This is a genomic window from Amycolatopsis jiangsuensis (genome assembly GCF_014204865.1).
GTDB lineage: Bacteria > Actinomycetota > Actinomycetes > Mycobacteriales > Pseudonocardiaceae > Amycolatopsis > Amycolatopsis jiangsuensis.
In genome coordinates this window covers 1582557-1604826 of the sequence record NZ_JACHMG010000001.1, presented here as the reverse complement: position 1 = coordinate 1604826, position 22270 = coordinate 1582557, and the positions used below count along the sequence as shown (strand labels likewise).

Here is a 22270-nt window from a genome sequence, read left to right as displayed (position 1 = left end):
AGGAGAAACGGTGGGAAAGTTCGAAGAGGTGCTCGCCGAGCTGGCCGAGCGGAAGGACGAGTTCGGCCGGCAGCGGTACGTGCCGCGCGACTTCGTCGAGAAGCTCAAACCGCTCGGCGTCTACCGGGCCTCCACCCCCGTCCGGTTCGGCGGGGACCCGATGCCGCCGGCGCGGTTCCTGCGGATGATCGAGCGGATCTCGGCGGTCGACGGTTCGACGGGCTGGGTGGCCAGTTTCGGCTCCCAGCTGGTCTACCTCGGCTCCCTGCCGCTGGAGTCGCAGGCGAAGATGTTCGCGGGCGGGCCGGACGTGGTGTTCGCCGGCGCGCTGTTCCCGGTGCAGGACGCCGTCCCGACCGAGCGCGGCTACCGGGTCAGCGGCCGGTGGAAGTTCGCCAGCGGCAGCATGGCCGCGGACATCATCTGCGTCGGCATCCCCGGGGACGACGCTTCCGCCGGCAAGCCGCGGGGCGCGCTGCTGCGGCCGGAGGACGTCGAGATCGTCCAGGACTGGGACGTCGAGGGGATGCGCGGTACGGGGTCGTTCGACCTGGTGGTGAAGGACGTCGAGGTGCCGCGGGAGTGGACCTTCGTGCGCGGCGGCGCGCCCCTGCTCGACGAGCCGCTGTACCAGTACCCGGCGATCACCTACGCGGCCCAGTCGCTGTCGGTGGTCTCCGCCGGCGTCGCGCGTGCTGTGCTCGACTTCGCCGAGGAGGTCGGCAGCGGGCGTGCGAGCATCACCGGCGCACCGAAGCTCGCCGACCGTGCCTACTACCGTGCGGCGATCGCCGAAGCCGAGGCCTCGTTGCGCTCGGCGCGCGCCTATTTCTACGAAGCGGCCGAGGAAGCGTGGCAGAGCATCCTGGACGGCGCCGGGGTGAGCGATCGCGAGAACGCGCACCTGCGGCTTTCGGCGGCGCATCTGGCGCGTACGGCGTCGGAGGTCGTGGATCGGGTCGTGTCGGTCTCCGGCACCGCGGTGATCTTCAACGAGCATCCGCTGCGCCGGCTCGTGGCCGACGCCAAGGTGCCGCAGTCGCACGCCTTCCTGAGCCTGGCGATGTACGACGCGGCGGGCGCCGTCTTCATGGGACAACCACCGACCGTGCCCGCCTTCCGCTGATGGCCGAGCGCGTCCGTTCCTTCGCCGAGGCCGTGCTGGCGCGAGCCGAGGCCGCGCCGGACGGTGAGCTGGTCCGGCTGGCGGGTGAACGCGGGTGGACCGCAGCCGGCCTCGCCGAGCGCGCGGGCGCGCTCGCACGGGGGCTGGCTTCGCTGGCCGGCCCGGGTGATCTGGTCGCGACTGCGCTGCGCAACGGACCGGAGGCGGTCGCGCTGACCACCGCGCTGTCGATGCTGGGCGCCGTCGAACTCCCGCTGCCGCCCGAGCTGGACGCGGGGTGGGCGCGGCGCCTGGCGAAGTCCGGCGGCTGCGTCGCCACGGTCGCCGACTCCGCCCGGCTGCGCGGTGAACCACATCTCGGCGGGCTCGCCGGGTCCACCGGGTCCACTGTGGTCACCGACGGGCCGGGCGGAATCGCGTTGGCCGAGCTGGCCGCCGATGGCGGCAGGCTGCCCTCGTTCGTGCCCTCGGACGGCAGCCCGGCGCTGGTGATGACGACCTCGGGCACCACCGGCAAGCCGAAGGGCGCGGTCCTGCCGAACGGCGCGGCGCTCGGCCAGGCGCGGCGGGTCCAGCGGGCGATGCGCTACGACGGTTCGGACGTGCTCTACAACTTCTTTCCCTGGCAGCACATCAACGCCCGGCACGCGGCGTTCCTGCCCGCGGTCTTGGGCGGCGCGGTGCTGGTCGTGGACCGGGGGTTCTCCGCGTCGCGCTTCTGGGAGGTGGCACGCGCCGAGGGCGTCACGGCGTTCAACTTCATGGGCGCGGTGTGCGTGCTGCTGCTGCGCCGTCCCCCGGACGGCAGGCCCCATCCGGTCCGGCGCGCCTACGGCGGTCCGGCGCCGGCCTGGCTCGTGCACGAGATGGCCGAGCGGTTCGGCGTCCGGTTGCTGCAGGCCTACGCGTGCACCGAGCTCGGGGACGTGGCGACCACGCCGGCCGGCGAGCTGCGCCCCGGAGCGGCGGGCCGGCCGGTGCCGGAGTACGAAGTCCGCACTGTGGACGGCGAACTGCTCGTCCGTCCCCGGCACCCGGACCTGACCTTCACCCACTACCTCGGCGAGCCGGAAGCGACCGAGGCGGCCTGGCAGGACGGCTGGTTCCGTACCGGCGACCAGGTTCGCGTGCAGGACGGCTGGCTGTACTTCGAAGGCCGGTCCGCGGACGTGATCCGGCGCCGTGGGATCAACATCAGCGCGGCCGGGGTGGAGGAGGCGGCCGCGTCGATGCCCGGCGTCACGGCCGCCGCCGCGGTGGCCGTCCCGTCGGAGCTCACCGAGGACGAGGTTCTGCTGGTGGTCGTGCCCGCGGGAGACACCCTCGACCCGCGAGCCGTCCGCGAGCACTGCGCGGCCCGGCTGCCCCGGCATGCCGTGCCCCGGTACGTGAGCGTGGAGAAAGACCTGCCGCGCAACGGGAGTTTCAAACTCGTCCGGGCGCCGTTGCGGGACCGGGGACTGCCACCGGGTGTGTGGGACGCGGAGAGCGAAGGAGCGGCATGACCAAGCACGTACTGGCGGGCACCGATCAGGAACTGCCCTTTCACCCCGAGCGCGCGGCGCTGCTGGTCATCGATATGACCAACGATTTCCTGGCCGAAGGAGCGCCGTACGAATGCGCCGGCGGGCGGGCCCTGCTCCCGCGGATCAACCGGCTCATCGGCCTCGTCCGCGGCCGTGGCCTGCCCGTGGTGTGCACCACGCAGGTGCACCACCGCGACGGCGCCGACCTGGGGATGGTGCGCTACCTGCATCCGCTCACCGGCAGCGGGAAGGCACTGGTGGAGGGGACCGGGGGCGTGGCACTGTACCCGGACCTCGACTTCGACCCGGCCACCGGCGAGTTCCTGGTCAAGCGCCGCTATTCCGCGTTCTACGGCACCGACCTGGAGAACTTCCTGCGCCGCCGCGGGATCGACTCGGTGATCGTCACCGGGGTCGCCACCCACTCCTGCTGCGAGGCGACCGCACGGGACGCGCTCTTCCGGGACTTCGCGGTGTACTTCGTGTCCGACGCCACCGCGACCGTCGGCCTCTCCGACGCGGGGTGGGGAGCTTTCACCGCCGAGGAGGTGCAGCGCTTCGCGCTCACCGACGTCGCGCACTTCCTCGGCCGGGTCGGCACCACCGGGGAACTGGCCACGCTGCTGGGTGCGGCCCGATGACGTCCTCCCGCCGGGACGGAGACACCTGGGACGCGGCCTCCGGCGTCGGCGCGACCGCCACGATGTCCGCGGCGGTCCGGGCGATCGCGACCCGCGCGGATCGTTCGCTCTTCGCCGACCCGCTCGCCGAACCCCTCGTCCGCGCCGTCGGTATCGACCTGCTCACCCGGCTGGCGACCGGCGAGACGCCGCCGGGCGACCTGGTCGCCGGGCTGTGGATCGACCTGGCCAAGGTGCGGGGCAGGTTCTACGACGAGTTCTTCGCCGGCGCGACGGACGCGGGAGTCACGCAGGCCGTGATCCTGGCCTCCGGACTGGATTCCCGCGCGTACCGGCTGCCGTGGCCGGCCGGGACGGTGGTGTACGAACTCGACCAGCCGGAGGTCATCGCGTTCAAGACCCGCGCGCTGGCCGAGCACGGCGCCGCGCCGACCGCCGAACGGCGGGCGGTCGGAGTCGATCTGCGCGACGACTGGCCCGCCGCACTGCGTGCCGCCGGCTTCGACCCGGCCCGGCCCACCGCGTGGAGTGCCGAGGGCCTGCTGAGCTACTTGCCGCCCGAAGCGCAGGATCGCCTGCTGGACACCGTCACCGAGCTGAGCGCGCCGGGAAGCCGGATCGCCACCGAAAGCAAGCCCGTCCCGCGGCCGGGCGACGAGGCCGAGACGAAGGAAGGACTGCGGCGTCTTTCCGCACGGTGGCGCGAGCAGAGTTTCGATACCGATCCGGCGAGGCTGCGCTATTTCGGTGAGCGCAACGAAGTCGGTCCCTATCTGACCGGACTCGGCTGGTCGCTCGACGGCAGCACTGTCCGGGACCTGTTCGCTGCCCACGGTTTCACGCTTCCGGAGCACGGAGACCTGGGCATGGGCGACCTGCGTTACGTTCGTGGCCGGCTCGGTGAAACGGGGCCATAGCGGGAATGTGCGGTCCGGTGGCCGGTCAGCCTTCGCCGTCGGGGCATTCTCCCGGTGGCCGGGTGCCGAGCAGCTGGTGGGCGCGCAGCGCGATCTGCATTTCCAGCCGGGACAGGGGATCGGTGAGCCGCTCACCCATGAGCGCGGTCAGCTGGCCGACGCGGTAGCGGACCGTCTGCGGGTGGATGCCGAGGGCCTGGGCGATGTCCGGGGTGCTTCCGTTGTGGTCCAACCAGCTCAGCAACGTCTCGGCCAGCCGGAGCTGCTGTTTGACGGTCAGGTCCGCGAACGGGGCGAGGACCTTCGCCGACAGCTGGTCGAGCAGCGATCTGTCCTGCAGCAGCCAGAGCGTCGACAGGTGTTCCTCGCTGCGGGTCACCGGCCGGTCCGCGATCAGGCCGCGCCGGACGAGGTCCAGGGTCCGGCGGGCCAGCTGCAGCGAGGTCGCCGCTGTGCGGGGATGGACGCGGGACCCGATCGCGGCGCGCCAGCCGGTCGTCAGGTTCTCGAGGGCGCGCGCGTCGCGGTCCCGGTCCGGAGTCACCAGATACGCTGTGCTGCTTTCGAAATCGAGCAGTACGTCGTCGGGCAGGTGCAGGGTGAGCGGCGGGTGCTGCTCGTCGCGCGGTGCGAACGCGATGACCGTGAGCGAGGCTGGGATCTCCCACTTCGCGGCTCGGGCGGCCGTCTCCACCGCGGCCGGCGACGAAGCCGGAACCGCCAGCAGGAGGTCCAGCAGGCGTCTGCGCCGCCGTTCGAGCGTCCCGGCCGAACGGGCCTGCGCCGCGGTGTACCCGGTGACCGAATGCGCGGAAATCTCGTCTACGTAAGCAAAAATGGCCTCCGCGCTGACGCACAGCACCGAAGCCGGCACGCGGTGGGTCTGGCCGAACCGGGAGATGTAGCGCCAGGCGGCCCGGCCGCCCGCCCGGTAGGCGGCCTGCAGCGAGTTCAGGCTTCCACCGTCGTGGTGGATGCGCTTGCCGACTTCCACGAACAGCTTCGCGTGGTCGCCCGGGGTGACCCCCCGGTCCTCGGCACTGTTGAGCGCACTGTCGGGGGCACCGTCGAGCGCACTGTCGGCGCTGTAGAGGGCACTGTCGAGACAGCTGAGCACGGCCTGTTCGATAGCGAGCACGATCATCTTGCCGAACTCGCCCTCGAGCGGTTTCGCGTACTCCGGCACCGCTCGCTGGACTTCGGCGAGGATGTGGCGTGCCAAGGGGTCGGCGTGCGGCCGGAAGCGGCGCGCGAGCCCGGTCGGCAGTGAACACCACAGCCGGCCAGCCTGACTGGTGTTCCGGGGCAGCGGCACCGTCCGCCGCCGGTCGTCCGAGATTTCCCGGCTCTCCCGGTCTCCCATTGTCCGCGTCACTGGCCACCCCTTGCCGCACGACGGCAGCGACCTCTTCGCTGAGGTCGGCGTGACTCACCGCGTGCTCACGTCACGGCTGACGCACCGGCACCGGCCGTGCACGCCATGTACTCACACGCGGTCCGATTTGGCAACACCTCGATCCCGCGGGTGCGCGGGATTCGGCCGCGGCACGGCCGCGGGCGGGGCGAAGTTGTCGGGCGGGTGACAAGTTTCCGTCCGCGGCCACGTGCCGGGGGTGCTCACTTCCCGCCGGGGCGGCGGGTCACACACTGCGGCGGCGGGTTTCCGGCGCTCCCGTTGTTAGCGTGCACAGCTGTTTCCGCCGTCGTACGCGCTCCCGGGAGACAGCATGGTACGAGTCGCATCGTGGTGCTTTCGCCGGGCGCCGTGGGTGCTCGTCCTGTGGCTGGCCGCTCTCGGTGCACTCGGGTTCGCCGCGCAGCGCAGCGGCGCCGCCTATCGCGACACGGTCGCGTTACCCGCTGCGGACAGCTCGGTGGCGGCCGACCTGCTGCGTGGTGCGGGCGCGTCCGGGACCGAGGAAAGCGTCGTGGTCGGGTCGTCCACCGGTCCCGTCGACGCGGGATCGGCACGTGCCCGGGTCGGCGAGCTCGTGGGCCGGCTGCGCGACGTTTCGCACGTGGTCTCGGTCGCGGGCTGGGGGACCCCGCCCGCCCGGGTCTCGGCCGATCACCGGGTCGCGGTGCTCACGGTCCGGTTCGACGCCGAAGCGGAGACACTGGGGCAGCCGGTGGCCGACGAGCTGGCAGGCGTCGTGCGCGATGCCGGCGGAAACGGCCTCACCGCAGGGGTTTCCGGGCAGCTCGCCGAGCTGAGCGCCGCCCCGCCCGATCTCGGGAACGCCGCGATCGGGCTGGTCGCCGCCGCGATCGTCCTCCTGGTGACGTTCGGCTCGCTGACGTGCGTCGTGCTTCCGGTGCTGACGGCTTCGGTGTCGGTGGGCTGCGCGCTCGCGGCGGTGGCGCTGCTGTCGCACCTGATGACGATCCCGAGGATCAGCACTGAGATCGCCGCGCTGCTCGGCCTCGGAGTCGGGGTGGACTACGCGCTGTTCGTGCTCACTCGGTACCGGCAAGGAATCCAGGACGGCCTCGCCGCGGAGCAGGCACTCGCCGCCGCGGCCTCGACGTCGTGCCGAAGCGTCGTGTTCGCCGGGGTGACCGTGTGCGTGTCGCTGCTCGGCATGCTCACCGTCGGAATGGCTTTTCTCAACGGGATCGCGGTCGCCGCAGCCGTGTCGGTGCTGCTGACCATGGTCGCCGCGGTGACCCTTTTCCCCGCGCTGCTCAGACTTCTGGGCAAGCGGATGAAGGTCCGGCCGGCCACCACCGGAGGGTTCTGGTCGCGGCTGGCACACTCGGTGACCGCTCGGCCGGCGCCCTACGCGGCGGCCGCGGTACTGGTGATCGCCGCGCTTTCGCTGCCGATGTCGGGTCTGCGGCTCGGGGTCCCGGGTGCGCACCTCGATCCGCCGGGCAGCGTCACCGAGGTCGCCGCGAATCTCCTCGAAGACGGCTTCGGGTCGGGCTCCGACGGCCCGGTACTGCTCGTGAGCCAGCTGACCGGGGAGGGCGACCGGGCTTCGGTGGAAGCCCTGCGCGCGGCGGTGCTTCCTCGCGCCGAGGTGGGCGAAGCTGCCTACCTGCCCAGTCCCGACGGACCTGTCGCGGTCCTGACGGCGGTACCGAAGACAGCGCCCGACGACCCGGCCACCACTGACCTGCTGGCATGGCTGCGTTCCACGGCCACCGCGGTCGGCGGCCCGCCGGTCCACCTCGGCGGCGCGGTGGCGACTCAGGCCGACTTCTCCGCCGCGATCGCCGGACGGCTGCCGCTGTTCCTGCTCAGCGTCGTGGGCCTCTCGGTCCTGGTGCTGGCCTGGGTGTTCCGCAGCGTGCTGATCCCGCTGACCGCGGCGGTGATGAACCTGCTCACCGCGGCGGCCACCACGGGGGTGGTGGTGTGGGTGTTCGGGCAGCCGGTCGAACCGTACCTGCCGGTGTTCCTGTTCGCGGGCCTGTTCGGGCTGTCGATGGACTACGAGGTCTTCCTCATCTCGCGCATGCAGGAGCAGTGGCGCCGCGGGAGCGACACCCGGGCCGCCATCGTCTCCGGGCTCGTGGCGACCGGACGGACCATCACCGCGGCCGCGCTGATCATGGCGCTGGTGTTCTTCTCGTTCGCGTTCGCCGACGCCCGGGTGGTGCGGGAGGCGGGCGCCGGGCTGGCGGTCGCGGTGCTCCTGGACGCGGCGCTGATCCGCTGTGTGCTGGTCCCCGCGGTGATGATCCGGCTCGGCCGGGCGAACTGGTGGTTCCCGCGGCGATTGCGTTCCCGTGAGCACCACCCGCCGGAAACCGCGCCGCCGGATGACAAACCCGGGGAGCACGCTTATGCCGACCGTTGATCGGTCGCAATGCGGTTGTTAGCGTCGCCCTTTCCGGAATGCGGACGAATTCTCGTTTCCGGACGTCGGAACTCACCGGTGAGAGGAGTTCGGAAAACATGATGCGCTTCAGGCGGCGCGGTCGCGCCGGTGCGGCCGCCGTGCTGCTCGTGCTGGCCGCGTCCGTCCTGCCGGGTGCCGCCTCGGCGACCACCGAAGGATTCACCACGAAATTCGTCGACGTGTCCGCCGACGGCGGAATCTCGCTCGGCGCCATGGTGATGGAGCCGGCCTCGCCCGGTCCGCATCCGGTCGCCGTGCTCGTCGCCGCCTGGGGCGGTGGCCGGACCCAGAACGTCATCCCGGCCCGTGATCTGGCCGACCGCGGTTACGTGGTGATCTCCTACGGCGCCCGCGGTTTCGGCGAGTCCGGGGGCAGCGTCGAGGTGGCGGGCACCGACGACATCGCCGACGTCTCGACCGTGATCGACTGGACCCTGGCCCACACCGCCGCGGATCCGGCGCGGATCGGCGTCGGCGGGGTCTCCTACGGCGCCGGGATCGGGCTCATCGCCGCCGGTTTCGACCCGCGCATCAAAGCGGTCGCCTCGCTCAGCGGCTGGGCGGATTTGGTCGCGTCGCTGACCCAGAACGACACCCGCCACGGCCTCGCCGGGCTGGTGCTCTACCTGTCGGGCAAGGCCAACGGCACGCTCAGCCCCGAGACCGACACGATGCTGACCACGTTCCTCGAGCCGGCGATCTCCGACGCCGACTCCCAGGCGGTGATCGACTGGGCGCGTCCGCGTTCACCGATCGGCTACCTCGACCGGATCAACGCGAACCATCCGGCGGTGCTGGCGATCCAGACCTGGAGCGAGACGGTGTTCCAGCCCGGGCAGATGGTGGACTTCTACGAGCGGCTGACCGGCCCCAAACGCGCCGAGTTCGTGCCCGGCGACCACGCGGCCACCGAATCCGGAGGCCTGCTCGGCCTGCCCAGCGATACCTGGAACTCGGTGTACCGCTGGTTCGACGCCCACGTCGCCGGCACCGACACCTCGATCGAGAACGAACCGCCTCTGGTCACCCGTGCCCGCCCCGGGATGCAGCCTCCGGAGTACCAGTCCGGGTGGGCGGACGTCGTCGGCACACCGTCGCGGCTGTATCTGGGCCGGGGCAAGGGAATCGACGGCACGCTCCAACCGGAGCCCGCCGCCTGGGACAGCAGCATCGCGGCGAACCGCGACACCGTCGCCAACGGCGGTGTCCCGCTGGCCACCTACAGTCTGGAAGCGCTGAGCGGTGCTCCGCCGACCGCGTTCCTGTGGCAGGTCGACCGCGGCAGCGGCGCGGTCTGGAACCAGCCGCCGGCCGAGTCGGCGACCGAGATCCGCGGGGCACTGCGCGCGCACCTGAGCGTGGTGCCGCCGGCGGAGACGGGCACGCTCGTGGCCTACGTCTACGACGTCGACCCCGCCGGGACCGGCAGCCTGGTGAACTACCTGCCCTACAGCTGGAAGCACGCGACACCGGGGAGTAACCAGCCGGTCGACCTGGACTTTTCGCCGACCGCCTACACCCTCGCCGCCGAGCACCACCTGGCTCTGGTCGTCGACTCCAAGGACCCGCTGTTCCTCGACTGCAACACCGGCGCCGGAAAGCTCGGACTCACCTCCAGCATCGCCGATCCCTCGTGGCTCGAGGTACCGGTGCGCCGGCCCGCCGAGAACGGAGAGAACCAGTGACGCGTACGACGCCCTCCGGGACGCGAGAGGAGTTCACCGCGCTGCGCGCGGGCGGGCTCAACTGGGACGTGCTGCCGCTGCGGCTGTTCGCCAAGGGCAACGCCAAGTTCTGGGATCCGGGTGAGCTGGACTTCACCCAGGACGCGGTGGACTGGGCCGGCCTTTCCGGCCAGCAGCGCTTCGCCGCGACCATGCTGTGCGCGCAGTTCGCCGGCGGCGAGGAGGCGGTCACCCACGACATCCAGCCGTTCCTCGCGGCGATGGGCGCCGAAGGACGCTTCGCCGACGAGATGTACCTGACCCAGTTCTGCTTCGAGGAAGCCAAGCACACCCAGGTGTTCCGGCTGTGGCTCGACGCGGTCGGAATGAGCGGCAACCTGCACGAGCACGTCGAGGACAACCCGGGTTACCGCGCGATCTTCTACGACGCGCTGCCCACCGCGCTGAACCGGTTGCGCGACGATCCCAGTCCGGCCAACCAGATCCGCGCCTCGGTGGTCTACAACCACCTCGTCGAGGGGGTGCTCGCGCTGACCGGGTACTTCGTGTGGAACCGGGCCTGCCGTGCGCACGGCATCCTGCCCGGGATGCAGGAGCTGATCCGGCGCATCGGCGACGACGAGCGGCGGCACATGGCCTGGGGGACGTTCACCTGCCGCCGCCACGTCGCGGCCGACGACCGCAACTGGCAGATCGTGCAGGACGAGATGCAGGCCCTGCTGCCGCACGCGATCGCGCAGATCGAGTGGACGACCTCCCGGCTCGAAGGTGACCCCTTCGACCTGCGGATGGACGGGGTGATGGAGTACGCCGCCGACCGCGCGATGCGCCGGCTGCGTGCCATCGAGGCCGCCCGTGGGATGCCGGTCGCCTCGATCGACCTCGACTACAGCCCGGAACAGCTCGAGGAGGACTTCCGCAAGGAGGACGACGCGAACCCGGTCAAGCCCGCCGCCCCCGTCGGGGCCGCGGGCCGAGGGGACACCGTGTCCGCACCATCCACAGTGGACAACGCGAGGTCAGCCGAGGCAGTGGACTGATCCCGCCGAGGCGAGGAGGTGCCCGTCGTGACCGGCCGGAGACAGCGAGCGGCGCCGACCCTGGTCGTGGTGGCGCTCGGCGCGTTCATCACCACGCTGGACAACAACATCGTCGCGGCCGGGGTGCCCTCGATAGCCCGGGACCTGGCGCTGGACCTGCCCGCTCTGCAGTGGGTCAGCATCGGGTACATGCTCCCGTTCGCGAGTCTGCTGCTGGTCGCGGGCACGCTCGTCGACCGCTGGGGGCAGCGCCGCACGCTGACGGCCGGGCTGGTGGCCTTCGGTCTCGGCGCGGCCCTCGGCGGTGTGGCCGGCACCGCCGGGGTGCTCATCGGCGCCCGGGTGCTGCAGGGGGTGGCGGCCGCGTTCCTGGTGCCCGGCCTGCTGAGCCTGCTGCGGACCAATCTGGACGCTCGCGGCCGGGCGGTCGGTGCCACGTTGTGGACCGCGTGCCTGGCGGTCGCACTGGCGATCGGGCCGGCGCTGGGCGGGCTGCTCAGCGAGTACCTGGGCTGGGGCTGGATCTTCTTCGTCAACCTGCCGTTCGTGATGGTGCTGCTGGGATTGCTCCCGGTGACGGCCGGGCCGGGCCGGGCGCCGGGCGGCAGCCGTCCGGCGATCGGGGCGATGACGCTGGTGACCACCGGACTCGTGCTGGTCACGGTGGCCCTCGTCGAATTCGGCGACGACACCCGGACCGGAGCCCTGTTCCCGGCCGTGCTCACCGTGCTGGGCATCGGTCTTCTCGGCTGGTTCGCCGCGCGGGAGCGGCGGGCCGCCGACCGGCTGGTCTCGCCGGCGCTGACCGGCCACCGGGTGTTCGTCGGAGCGCTTGCCGTGCAGCTGCTGTGGGGCCTCGGCGTTTCCGGGATCTTCTTCTTCACCCCGCTGCTGCACCAGGAATCCCTCGGGCTCAGCCCGATCCAGGCCGGGCTGCCGCTGGTGCTGGTGGCGGTCGCGATCGTGGCCGCCACCCCGCTGGTGCCCTGGGCGGTGCCCCGCTTCGGTCCGCATCGGACGGTCGGCGCCGGGCTGCTCGTCGTGGCGCTCGGGCTGCTCGCCGTCGCGCTGGTCAACCATGTTCCGGAAGTTCTCCCGCGGGTGCCGGGGCTGCTGCTGATCGGCGCCGGGTCGGCACTGACCACCCCGCTGACCTCGCATGCGCTGGAAGTCGTGGCGGAACGGCATGCCGGGACCGCCTCGGGGCTGCTGACCGCGTCCCGCGAGCTGTCCAGCGCGCTGGGTGTGGCGCTCATCGGCGCGGTGCTGACCGCGGTGCGCGCGGCCCGGCTCGACGCCGGCACCGCGGCGGGACCGGCCCTCGCCGGCGGCTACACCGCCGGGCTGCTGGTCGCGGCCGGTCTGGAAATCGGCGGCGCGGTCCTCGCCATGACCTTGTTTCGGGCCCGGCCGCGGAAAACTCTTCCCGCGGTGACAACGGTCTCCGGGCATTCTTCGTTTCGCGGTGAGTACCGCGATCCGGAAAGCGGACCCGGTGGTTCCCGCGATTGACATCCGCGGTTCGGGAGAAATACAGTTTCACCCGAAAGTGAATCCGCGCATTATTTGTATTCACGCGTTCCTCCCACGTTACTAGTGAGGCGCTATGGAGACCATTTCCGAAACGGCTTTCGCGGTGCCCGGACCGGACGGGGCCGACCACCTCGAAGGGGAATCCTTCGCCACGATGCTCGGCCGGTGGGCCGGTCTCCTGGGTGACGAGGTGGCCGTGACGTTCCTGGACTACCGCGGCAGCGCCGAGGGCCGCGCGGTGACGCTCTCCTGGCGCGAACTCGACGACCGGGTCAGCGGGGTGGCCGCGCGGCTGCGCGGGCCGGCCCGGCCGGGGGAGCGGGCGGCGATCCTGACCGCGCAGTCCGCCGACTACGTGGTCGCCTTCCTCGGCGCCGTACGTGCCGGGCTGGTCGCCGTCCCGCTGTTCCCCCCGAGCCTGCCCGGGCACGCGGGCCGGCTCGCCGCGACGCTTGCCGACTGCGCCCCGAAAGTCGTGCTGACCACCACCGACCTGGCCGGCGAGCTCGCGGGTTTCCTCGGCCCACTGGACCTCGAGGCGACGATCCTGTCGGTGGACACGGTGGAACCGGCCGCGGCGGGGGAGCACGACTGGCATCGCCCGGCACCTGACGAGCTGGCCTACCTGCAGTACACGTCGGGCTCCACCCGTTCGCCGGCCGGGGTGATGCTGACCCACCACAACGTCCTCACCAACGCCCGGCAGGCGTGCGCGGCCTACGGCGCCGAGACCGGGAGCACCTCGACGGTCAGCTGGCTGCCGCTGTTCCACGACATGGGCCTGATCCTCGGTCTCGGCGCGCCGATGGTCGGCGGCCTGGCCTCGGTGCTGATGGACCCGATCGCCTTCCTGGAGCGGCCCGGACGGTGGCTGCGGGCACTCTCGGCGAGCCCGGGCGCGATCAGCGCCGCACCCAACTTCGCCTACTCCTACAGCGCTTCCCGCGTGCCGGAGGAGGAGAAGAGCTATCTGGAGCTGAGCCGGGTGGTGTCGCTGATCAACGGCAGTGAGCCGGTGCTGCCCGCGACCATCGCCAAGTTCCAGGACGCCTTCGGGGACTGCGGTCTGCGCCCGGAGGTGCACCGGGCCTCCTACGGTCTGGCCGAAGCGACGGTCCTGGTTTCGGTGACCGACGCCGGCGCGCCCTCGCGTCAGGTCGGGTTCGACCGGGACCGGCTGGCCGAAGGGGCCGCCGTGCCGGCCGGCCCCGGCGCCCCGGTCACCACGCTCGTCTCGTGCGGGCTCCCGGCCCAGCAGGAGGTCCGCATCGGCGACCCGGACAGCGGAGAACCCGTTCCGGACGGTCAGGTCGGCGAAATCCAGGTGATCGGAGCGAACGTCGGGCAGGGGTACTGGCGCCGTCCACGCGAGTCCGCGGCGACGTTCGGCGCGGGGTATCTGGCCACCGGCGATCTCGGCGTGCGTTTCGAAGGCGAGCTGTACATGACCGGCCGGCTGAAGGATCTCGTGATCGTCGACGGCCGCAACCACTATCCGCAGGACATCGAGCAGACGGTCGAGTCCCATCCCACCGTACGTCCGCACTCGGCGGCGGTGTTCGCGATCCCGCACGACAAGGGGGAGACCGCGGTCGCCGTGCTGGAGCGGGCCAAGGCCGTCGAGGCCGATCTCGCCGCGGCCGCTCACGCCCTCCGTGCGGCCGTGTCGGCCGAACACGGCCTGCGCCTGCACGACGTCGTCGTGCTGCCGCCCGGCGAAGTGCCACGGACCTCCAGCGGCAAGATCAGCAGGGCGCTGTGCCGGAAGTCCTATTTGGATGGTGTGCTGACCGGACGGCGGCTCGGATGACCGCGCCGGACGCCGCGGCCGTGCAGGAATGGCTCACCGACCGGGTGGCCACGATCACCGGTGTTTCCGCGGGACAGGTCGATCCCGGCGCCCCGCTGCACGAAGCGGGGCTGTCCTCCCGGGACGCGATGAGCCTGACCGGGGACCTCGGCCGGTTCGTCGGCCGCCCGCTCGAGGTGACGCTGGTCTGGCGGCACTCCAGCATCGCCGCCCTCGCGCTGGCCGTGTCCGCCGAGGGATCTGTGTCCACTGAGGACACGGCGTCGCGGCACGGCGCGATGCCCGCACCCGTGGCGGCGGGCGAGCCCATCGCGGTCGTCGGCGTCGGCTGCCGGTTGCCGGGAGGGGTCGAGTCGCCCGCGCAGTTCTGGTGGCTGCTGGACGCCGGAGCCGACGGCATCGCCGAGGTTCCCGAGGGACGCTGGGAATCCTTCGCGCCGGAGGCGGCGCTGGCCGGGCTGCCACGGCGCGGTGGGTTCCTGGGCGACGTGGCGGGATTCGACGCCGCGTTCTTCGGCATCACGCCCCGCGAGGCGGAGGCGATGGATCCGCAGCAGCGGATGCTGCTGGAAGTGACCTGGGCAGCCCTCGAGCACGCGGGCATCCCGCCCGGCTCGCTGCGTGGCTCGCGGACCGGGGTGTTCGTCGGGCTGTCCGCCAGCGAGTACGGCTACCTCACGATGACCGACGTCACCGGCATCGACGCCTGGTCCGGCACGGGTGCGGCGGCGAGTATCGCCGCGAACCGGCTGTCCTACCTGCTCGACCTGCGCGGTCCCAGCCTGACACTCGACACCGCCTGTTCGTCGTCGCTGGTCGCCGTGCACCAGGCCGTGCAGAGCCTGCGCCGGGGCGAGAGCGACACCGCGCTCGTCGCGGGCGTGAACCTGCTGCTCTCGCCCGGGATCACGGCCAACTTCCACCGGGCCGGCGTGCTGGCACCCGACGGGCACTGCAAACCGTTCGACGCCGGTGCGGACGGTATCGTTCGCGGCGAAGGGTGCGGCGTGGTCGTGCTCAAGCCGTTGAAGGCCGCCCGTGCCGCGGGCGACCGGGTGCTGGCGCTGATCCGCGGCAGTGCGGTCAACTCCGACGGCCGCTCCAACGGCATGATGGCCCCCAATCCCGACGCGCAGGCGTCGCTGCTGCGGGACGCCTACGCCGTCGCGGGAGTCGATCCGTCCTCTGTGGACTACGTGGAGGCGCACGGCACCGGAACGCTGCTCGGTGACCCGATCGAAGCCGAGGCGCTGGGCGCGGTCCTCGGTGCCGACCGCGAGCCCGGCCGGCCGCTGCTGCTCGGTTCGGTCAAGAGCAACCTGGGCCACCTCGAAGGGGCGGCCGGGATCGCCGGGCTGATCAAGGTGGTGCTCGCGCTGGTGCACCGGCGCCTGCCGGCCAGCCTCCACTACCGGGTGCCCAACCCCCACATCGACTTCGACGGCCTCGGTGTCCGGGTCGTCGAGGCGGGCCGGGACTGGCCCCGCTACCCGGGCACCGCAAGGGCCGGGGTGTCCGCGTTCGGCTTCGGCGGTACCAACGCGCATGTCGTGCTGGAGGAATGGCCTGCCGCGTCGTTCCCGGTCCGGGCGGCCGCGAGTGACCGTCCGCGCGTGTTCGCGCTGTCCGGCCGCAGCGCCGAAGCGGTGCACGCCCGCGCGGACGAGCTCGCCGACTGGCTCGACTCGCCCGCGGGCCGCGCTGTGCCGCTGGATGCCGTCGCCGGGACTCTGGCGACCCGGCGCGAGCATCTGCCGGTCCGCGCGGCGGTGGTCGCCGAAGAACGCGGTGAACTCGTCCAAGCGCTGCGCGAGGTCGTCACCGGTGAGGCCGAGGGACGGACGGACGTGGTGTTCGTCTTCTCCGGTTACGGTTCACAGTGGCCGGAGATGGGACGGCGGCTCCTGCGGACCGAGCCGGCGTTCCGCGCCGAGGTCGACGCCCTCGATCCGGCCTTCCGCGCCGAGGCGGGATTTTCGCTCCGCGAAGTTCTTGCGGGCGAACAGGAACTGCCCGACCTCGGGGCGACACAGCTGGCGCTGTTCGGTCTGCAGACCGCGCTGGCGGGATTGTGGCGGGAGCACGGCGTCGTCCCGTCCGCGGTGCTCGGGCACTCCATGGGCGAGGTCGCTGCCGCGGTCGTCGCCGGTGCGCTCGACGTGACCGACGGGCTGCGCGTGATGGCGACCCGCGCGCAGCTGCTGGCGGAGGTCGACCAGAGCGGCGCCGGCGCCATGGCCGTGGTCGAGCTGTCGCCGGCGGAGCTGTCGGCACTTGAAACCGCCTACCCCGACGTCACCGTGGCGGTCTACGCCTCACCGACGCAGTGCACGGTCAGCGGGGACGCTGCTCAGGTCGAGGCCCTCGTTTCGCACGTCGAGGAAATGGGCAGGCTCGCTCGCCGGCTGCCGGTTCGCGGGGCGGGCCACTCGCCCGCCGTCGACGCCGTGCTCGGCCGCTTCCGCGCCGACCTGGCCACCCTCAAACCCGGGCACGCCGAACTCCCGTGCTACACCAGTGTTCTCGACGATCCGCGGGAGACGCCGACGTTCGACGTCGAGTACTGGGCGGCGAACCTGCGTCGTCCGGTGCGGTTCGCGCAAGCACTGGCCGCGGCGACAGAGGACGGCCACACGATCTTCGTCGAGATCTCACCACACCCGATCGCGCTCGCGGCGATCGAGCAGACCACCGGTGGCGCGGCGATCGGGCTCCCCACCGGCAGCCGCAAGCTCGACGAGCGGACGGCGTTTCTCACCAGCCTCGCCCGGCTGCACGTCCTCGGCCGCCCCGGTGTCCTCGAGCACCGCCCGCGGGTCACGCCGGTCGAGCTGCCCGGTCCGGTGTGGCGGCACGAGCGCTTCTGGCCGCGGCGCTCCGCGCACCGGCCGGACCCCGGGGCGCATCCGCTGCTGGGTGTCCACATCGAACAGCCCGGCGGCGGGGATCTGTGGCGGGCCGACGTCGGCACCGCGGCACTGCCGTGGCTCGCCGACCATGCCGCGATGGGCGTACCGCTGTTCCCTGCCACGGGCTTCCTCGAACTAGCACTCGCCGCCGCCCGTTCGGTGGAGCGGGCACCGGCGCGGCAGGTGCGCGTCGGTGACCTCGAACTGCACCGGGTGCTGCCGCTGAGCGAGCACACGGAAGTCACGACGAGCCTGGTGGACGGGGAAGTCGGCGTGCACGCGAAATCCGCGCACGGCAGCTGGGTCCGCTATGCCACCGCACGGATACACGCGGGTGAGACGCCGTTGCCCGCTTTCGAACCCCTCGACGAGGAAGCCGCCGACTCCGTCGACCTCTACCGCGCGCTCGCCGACCTCGGGCAGAGTTACGGTCCCGCGTTCCGCGGCCTGCGCCGGGTCCTGGCCGCGCCGCACCGCGCTTCGGCGTCGATCGCACTGCCCGAAGAGGCCGGCGACCATCCGGCCCACGTGCTGCATCCGGCGCTCGCCGACGCCTGTCTGCATGCACTGGCCGCGGCGACCGGCGAGGCGCTCGGGGAGGCTGGTGGCCTCTACCTGCCGCTGACGATCGGTGAGGTCGTGCTCGCCGGGGACCCGCGGCGCGGAGTGCGGGCCGAGGCTGTGCTCGACTCGGTCGACGAGTCCGGTGACGGGCTGCTCGGCAGCGTTCAGCTCCTTGATGCCGACGGCGCGGTGCTGGTCGGGTTCCGGGACGTGTACTGCCGGCGGTTCCGGCGTTCGGCGCTGCCGGTGCCGTTGCCGAGCCTCGTCTACGAGGCCGCGTGGGAGCAGGCCGAGCTGCCGTCGCTGCCCGAGGACCGGGCGGACAGCCTGGTCGTGCTGCTGGACAGCGAGCGGGAGCCCGGGCCGTGGCTGGCGAATCTGCGCGGAAGCGTCACCGAGGCCGGCGGTGAACTGCGCACCGCGGTGCTCGGTGACCACGCAGGGTTGGCCGAGCTGCTGCGTTCCCGCGCCGCCGCGGGCCGTCCGGTGACCGGCGTGCTGGCGCTGCACGGCTGCGCGGCCGAGCTGGGCGAGCCCGATCCGCTCCGGGCGGAGCAGTCGCTCGTCACGGTGGCGGGGGTGCTCGCCGGGCTGGCCGAGGCGCCCGCGCCGGCGCCGCGGCTGTGGCTGGTGAGCGCGGGCGCGGCGGGAGTCGAACCGGGGGAGTCCGGCCACCCGGACCTGGCGGCGCTGCGGGGCCTGGTGCGGGTGCTGGCCTTCGAACATCCCGAACTGCGCGTGAGCCAGGTCGACTTCGACGCCGAGCCCGACCCGGCCCGGCTGTGGGTGACCGAACTGCACGACGAGGTGCGTGCCGACGGTCCCGACGACGAGATCGCCTGGCGGGAGGGCATCCGGCACGTCCGCAGGCTCGTCCGACCCGAACTCACGCAGCCGCCGCCGGCTCCGGTCGTGCGCGACGGGGCGTACGTCATCACCGGTGGGCTCGGCGGACTGGGCCTCGTCGCGGCGAAGTGGCTGGCCGGCCGTGGCGCGAGCAGGATCGTGCTCTCCGGCCGCGGAGGTCCGCGTCCCGAGACCGAACCGGCGCTGGCCGAGCTGCGCGAGCTGGGTGCCGAAGTGCGGGTGGTGACCGGTGACGTCGCCGAACCGGGCACGGCCGACGAGGTGCTGGCCGCGGCGGCGGCCGGAGGCATGCCGGTGCGCGGAGTGCTGCACGCGGCCGGGGTGCTGGCCGACGGCGCGGCGATCGAGCTCACGCCGGAGGCGGTCGGCACCGTCTGGCGGCCCAAGGCGCTCGGCGCGTGGCGGCTGCACCAGGCGAGCGAGGGCCACGACCTCGACTGGTGGCTGGTCTATTCTTCGGCCGCCGCCCTGTTCGGGTCGCCCGGCCAGGCGGCTTACGCCACGGCGAACGCCTGGACCGACGGACTGGTCGCCTGGCGCCGTGGTCTCGGTCTTCCGGCGACGACGATCAACTGGGGCGCCTGGGGTGAAGCCGGGGCGGCCGCCGGCAGCAGCAACCCGGTACTCGATCCGCTCGGCACCGAGGAAGCGCTCGAGGCGTTGGAAACCGTCCTTGCCGACGGCCGCGCCGGAACCGGTGTCGCCCGCGTGAACGCCGAGACCGTGCTCGCCCTTTTCCCCCGCCTCGCCGAGCGGAGCTTCTTCGAGCTGTTCGTGCCGTCCGGCGAACCGGGTACCGACGAACCGTCGACCTGGGCGGGACTGGACTCGCTGCGCGACGCGCCGCCGGAGACGGCACGGGCCGCGATGACCGAACACCTGGCCGAGGTCGTCGCGGGGCTGATGGGTTACGGCGCGGGCGCGATCGACCGGCACGCGCCGTTGACGAGCCTCGGACTGGACTCGCTGATGGCGATGCGGGCCCGCGGCGCGGTGGAGCGTGATTTCGCGCTGCCGCTGCCGGTGCCGTTGTTGCTGCGGGGCGCCAGCCTCACCGATCTCGCCGAGCACCTCGCCGAACAGGCGGGTTTCGGCGCGGGAGCGACCCGCCCGGCCGAGCCGGCGCAGGCGGTGACCGGACCACGCGATCCGGCCGAACGCTGGGTCGCCCGGCACTGGCAGGCCGTGCTCGACCGGCCGGAGCCCGGGGTCTACGACGACTTCTACACCGCCGGCGGGGACGCGGACGCCGCGGACCGTCTGCACGCCGTGTTCACCGAGCATCTCGAAGCGGTGCCGGACGTCGCCCGGCTGTTCGCCACGCCGACCATCGCGGCGATGGCCGACCTGCTGCGGGCCGAGGTCGAAGGGTTCGGCGGCGGCCCGATCCGGCTGCTGCGCGACGGGGTCGGCGCCGAACCCGTCTTCCTGTTCCACCCCGCGGGCGGTCCCACCAGCGTGTACCAGGAACTCGTCCGGCTGCTTCCCGAAGGGCAACCGGCCTACGGGCTGGAACGGATCGACGAGGAGGACACCGTCGAGGGCAAGGCCGGCTGCTACCTCGAGCTCATCCGCGAGGTCCAGCCGCACGGTCCCTACCACCTCGGCGGCTGGTCGTTCGGCGGCTGCCTCGCCTACGAGACGGCCCAGCGGCTGACCGCCGCCGGCGAGCGGGTCGACGTCGTGTTCATGATCGACACGATCCTGCCGCTGCCGGCGCCGGACAAGCCGGTCGGAGAGCTGCTGCTCGAGCGCTTCGACCGGTTTGCCGAGCACATCGAGGCGACCTACGGCGTCCCGCTGGAGATTCCCCGGGCCGAGCTCGGGCCGCTCGGCGAGGACGAGCAGATCCGGCTCGTCATGAGCAGGCTGGCCGCCCAGGTCCCCGGGATGGGGCAGGGCGTTCTGCACCACCAGTACACGTCCTATGTGGACGCCCGGGTCGCGGAACGCTACCTGCCCGGACCCTACGCCGGGCCGGTGCTGCTGCTGCGGGCGCGGCAACCGCATCCGCTCACGACCACGCTCGACCCGCGGTACCTGCGCACCGACGAAACGCTCGGCTGGGACGAGTATTGCGCGGACCTGGAGATCATCCGGGTGCCCGGCGACCACGTCTCGATGATCGACCCGCCGCACGTGTCCGTGATCGCCGACGCGCTCGCGGGACGGCTCGGGAGCCCACCGCACGCAGGAAAGGGGATGACCCGACGATGACGCTCGAAGACCTCTCCTTCACACCGACCACGTCGTTCCGGATCGCCGATCTGGCCACCCGCCAGGACGAGGTGGTCCGGATCGCCGAGAAGCGCGCGATCGACCGCCAGCACGCCAAGGGCAAGCTGACCGCCCGCGAGCGGATCGACCTGCTGGTCGACCCGGGTTCCTTCGTCGAGCTCGACCAGCTCGCCCGGCACCGCTGCACCGAGTTCGGGATGGACGCCAACCGCCCCTACGGCGACGGCGTGGTCACCGGGCACGCCACTGTGGACGGACGGCAGATCTGCCTGTTCTCCCAGGACTTCAGCGTGTTCGGCGGAAGCATGGGAGAGGTCTTCGGCGAAAAGGTGCTCAAGGTCATGGACCTGGCCATGACGCTGGGCTGCCCGGTGGTGGGCATCAACGACTCCGGCGGCGCCCGGATCCAGGAAGGCGTGGTGTCGCTCGCCTACTACGCGGAACTGGGCCGCCGCAACGCACTCGCCTCCGGGGTGATCCCGCAGATCTCGATGATCATGGGCCCGTGTGCCGGCGGCGCGGTGTACTCGCCGGCGATCACCGACTTCACCGTGATGGTGGAGGACACCTCGCACATGTTCGTGACCGGTCCGGACGTGGTGCACGCGGTGACCGGGGAACGGGTGAGCGCCCAGGAACTCGGCGGGGCCGGCACCAACAGCGAGGTCGCGGGCAACGCCCACCACCGCGCGGCCGACGAGCACGACGCGATCGAATGGGTCCAGGTCCTGCTCGGCTACCTCCCGTCGAACAACCTCGATCCGGCCCCGGAGTACACCGACGACACCGATCCCGGGATCACCGCCGCGGACCTCGAACTGGACCGGCTCGTCCCGGATGCGCTGAACCAGGTCTACGACATGACCGAGGTGATCGCCCGGCTGGTCGACGACGGCGAGTTCACCGAGATCCACGGTGCCTTCGCCCCCAACATGATCTGCGCTTTCGCCCGGATACAGGGGCACACGGTCGGCGTCGTGGCCAACCAGCCCCGCTGCCAGGCCGGCGTGATCGACATCGACGCCTCGGAGAAGGCGGCCCGGTTCGTGCGGTTCTGCGACGCGTTCGGCATTCCGCTGCTCACCCTCGCCGACGTCCCCGGGTACCTGCCGGGAGTGGACCAGGAACGCGGCGGGATCATCCGCCGCGGCGCGAAGCTGATCTACGCCTACGCCGAGGCGACCGTGCCGAAGGTGACCGTGGTGACCCGCAAGGCCTACGGCGGGGGGTACGCCGTGATGGGGTCCAAACACCTCGGCGCGGACGTCAACATCGCCTGGCCCACCGCGGAGATCGCGGTGATGGGCGCGGAGGGCGCGGTGCAGGTGCTGCACCGGCGCGAACTCGCGGGACTGCCGCCGGACGAGCTGGCCAGGGCCCGGCGCCGGCTGACCGAGGAGTACCGGGAACGCCACGCCAGCCCCTATCTCGCCGCCGAACGCGGCTACGTCGACCAGGTCCTCGCCCCCTCGCAGACCCGCGTCCAGGTGGCTCGCGCCCTGCGGGCGCTGCGGACCAAGCGCCAGGCCCTGCCGGCCAAGAAGCACGGGAACATCCCCCTGTGAG

The 22270-nt window shown here is 72.2% G+C and carries 11 protein-coding genes and 1 pseudogene; 11 read left to right on the top strand and 1 reads right to left on the bottom strand.

What is annotated here, in order from left to right:
* The first annotated feature begins 10 nt into the window (after window positions 1-10).
* The 4 genes from BJY18_RS06720 to BJY18_RS06705 are packed head-to-tail and all read left to right on the top strand — an operon-like array spanning window position 11 to window position 4210.
* On the top strand, window positions 11-1126 hold the full coding sequence (locus BJY18_RS06720; RefSeq protein WP_184778630.1) for an acyl-CoA dehydrogenase family protein: 1116 nt from the start codon (window positions 11-13) through the stop codon (window positions 1124-1126).
* On the top strand, window positions 1126-2631 hold the full coding sequence (locus tag BJY18_RS06715) for an AMP-binding protein (RefSeq protein WP_184778628.1): 1506 nt from the start codon (window positions 1126-1128) through the stop codon (window positions 2629-2631). Before BJY18_RS06720 ends, BJY18_RS06715 begins: the two co-directional genes overlap by 1 nt.
* A complete protein-coding gene (locus BJY18_RS06710) occupies window positions 2628-3293 on the top strand; it encodes an isochorismatase family protein (RefSeq protein ID WP_184778627.1) in 666 nt (221 codons plus the stop codon). Before BJY18_RS06715 ends, BJY18_RS06710 begins: the two co-directional genes overlap by 4 nt.
* Entirely contained in the window at window positions 3290-4210 is a 921-nt protein-coding gene (locus BJY18_RS06705; RefSeq protein ID WP_184778625.1) for an SAM-dependent methyltransferase, read from the top strand. Before BJY18_RS06710 ends, BJY18_RS06705 begins: the two co-directional genes overlap by 4 nt.
* Window positions 4211-4235: 25 nt before the next feature.
* On the opposite strand, the gene BJY18_RS06700 is transcribed toward BJY18_RS06705, so the two are convergent.
* Window positions 4236-5573, bottom strand: coding sequence for a PucR family transcriptional regulator (locus tag BJY18_RS06700; RefSeq protein WP_184784462.1), 1338 nt, complete (start codon window positions 5571-5573; stop codon window positions 4236-4238).
* Between the two features lie 364 nt (window positions 5574-5937).
* On the opposite strand from BJY18_RS06700, the gene BJY18_RS06695 reads away from it, so the two are divergent.
* From BJY18_RS06695 to BJY18_RS06665, 7 genes and pseudogenes are all read left to right on the top strand, one after another.
* A complete protein-coding gene (locus tag BJY18_RS06695; protein ID WP_184778623.1) occupies window positions 5938-8016 on the top strand; it encodes an MMPL family transporter in 2079 nt (692 codons plus the stop codon).
* A 98-nt stretch (window positions 8017-8114) separates the two neighbouring features.
* Window positions 8115-9743 (top strand): CocE/NonD family hydrolase, encoded by a 1629-nt coding sequence (locus BJY18_RS06690; protein ID WP_184778621.1) that lies wholly within the window; start codon window positions 8115-8117, stop codon window positions 9741-9743.
* Window positions 9740-10678, top strand: a pseudogene (locus BJY18_RS06685) (R2-like ligand-binding oxidase); the annotation flags it as partial. The gene BJY18_RS06690 and the pseudogene BJY18_RS06685, both read left to right, overlap by 4 nt.
* A gap of 132 nt (window positions 10679-10810) precedes the next feature.
* Complete coding sequence (locus tag BJY18_RS06680; protein ID WP_312873761.1) at window positions 10811-12295, top strand: MFS transporter; 1485 nt, start codon at window positions 10811-10813, stop codon at window positions 12293-12295.
* Between the two features lie 94 nt (window positions 12296-12389).
* Window positions 12390-14126 (top strand): fatty acyl-AMP ligase, encoded by a 1737-nt coding sequence (locus BJY18_RS06675; protein ID WP_184778619.1) that lies wholly within the window; start codon window positions 12390-12392, stop codon window positions 14124-14126.
* Window positions 14123-20683 carry a type I polyketide synthase gene (locus tag BJY18_RS06670; RefSeq protein ID WP_184778616.1) on the top strand — a complete coding sequence of 2187 codons (6561 nt, stop codon included), beginning with the start codon at window positions 14123-14125 and terminating at the stop codon, window positions 20681-20683. The genes BJY18_RS06675 and BJY18_RS06670 overlap by 4 nt, the downstream gene beginning before the upstream one ends.
* Window positions 20680-22269 carry an acyl-CoA carboxylase subunit beta gene (locus tag BJY18_RS06665; RefSeq protein WP_184778614.1) on the top strand — a complete coding sequence of 530 codons (1590 nt, stop codon included), beginning with the start codon at window positions 20680-20682 and terminating at the stop codon, window positions 22267-22269. The genes BJY18_RS06670 and BJY18_RS06665 overlap by 4 nt, the downstream gene beginning before the upstream one ends.
* The last annotated feature ends 1 nt before the right edge of the window (window position 22270 follow it).

Coding starts and splice junctions, on each gene's coding strand:
- BJY18_RS06715 (WP_184778628.1), top strand. CDS start 1,126: ATGGCCGAGCGCGTCCGTTCCTTCGCCGAGGCCGTGCTGGCGCGAGCC.
- BJY18_RS06710 (WP_184778627.1), top strand. CDS start 2,628: ATGACCAAGCACGTACTGGCGGGCACCGATCAGGAACTGCCCTTTCAC.
- BJY18_RS06705 (WP_184778625.1), top strand. CDS start 3,290: ATGACGTCCTCCCGCCGGGACGGAGACACCTGGGACGCGGCCTCCGGC.
- BJY18_RS06700 (WP_184784462.1), bottom strand. CDS start 5,573: ATGGGAGACCGGGAGAGCCGGGAAATCTCGGACGACCGGCGGCGGACG.
- BJY18_RS06695 (WP_184778623.1), top strand. CDS start 5,938: ATGGTACGAGTCGCATCGTGGTGCTTTCGCCGGGCGCCGTGGGTGCTC.
- BJY18_RS06690 (WP_184778621.1), top strand. CDS start 8,115: ATGATGCGCTTCAGGCGGCGCGGTCGCGCCGGTGCGGCCGCCGTGCTG.
- BJY18_RS06675 (WP_184778619.1), top strand. CDS start 12,390: ATGGAGACCATTTCCGAAACGGCTTTCGCGGTGCCCGGACCGGACGGG.
- BJY18_RS06670 (WP_184778616.1), top strand. CDS start 14,123: ATGACCGCGCCGGACGCCGCGGCCGTGCAGGAATGGCTCACCGACCGG.
- BJY18_RS06665 (WP_184778614.1), top strand. CDS start 20,680: ATGACGCTCGAAGACCTCTCCTTCACACCGACCACGTCGTTCCGGATC.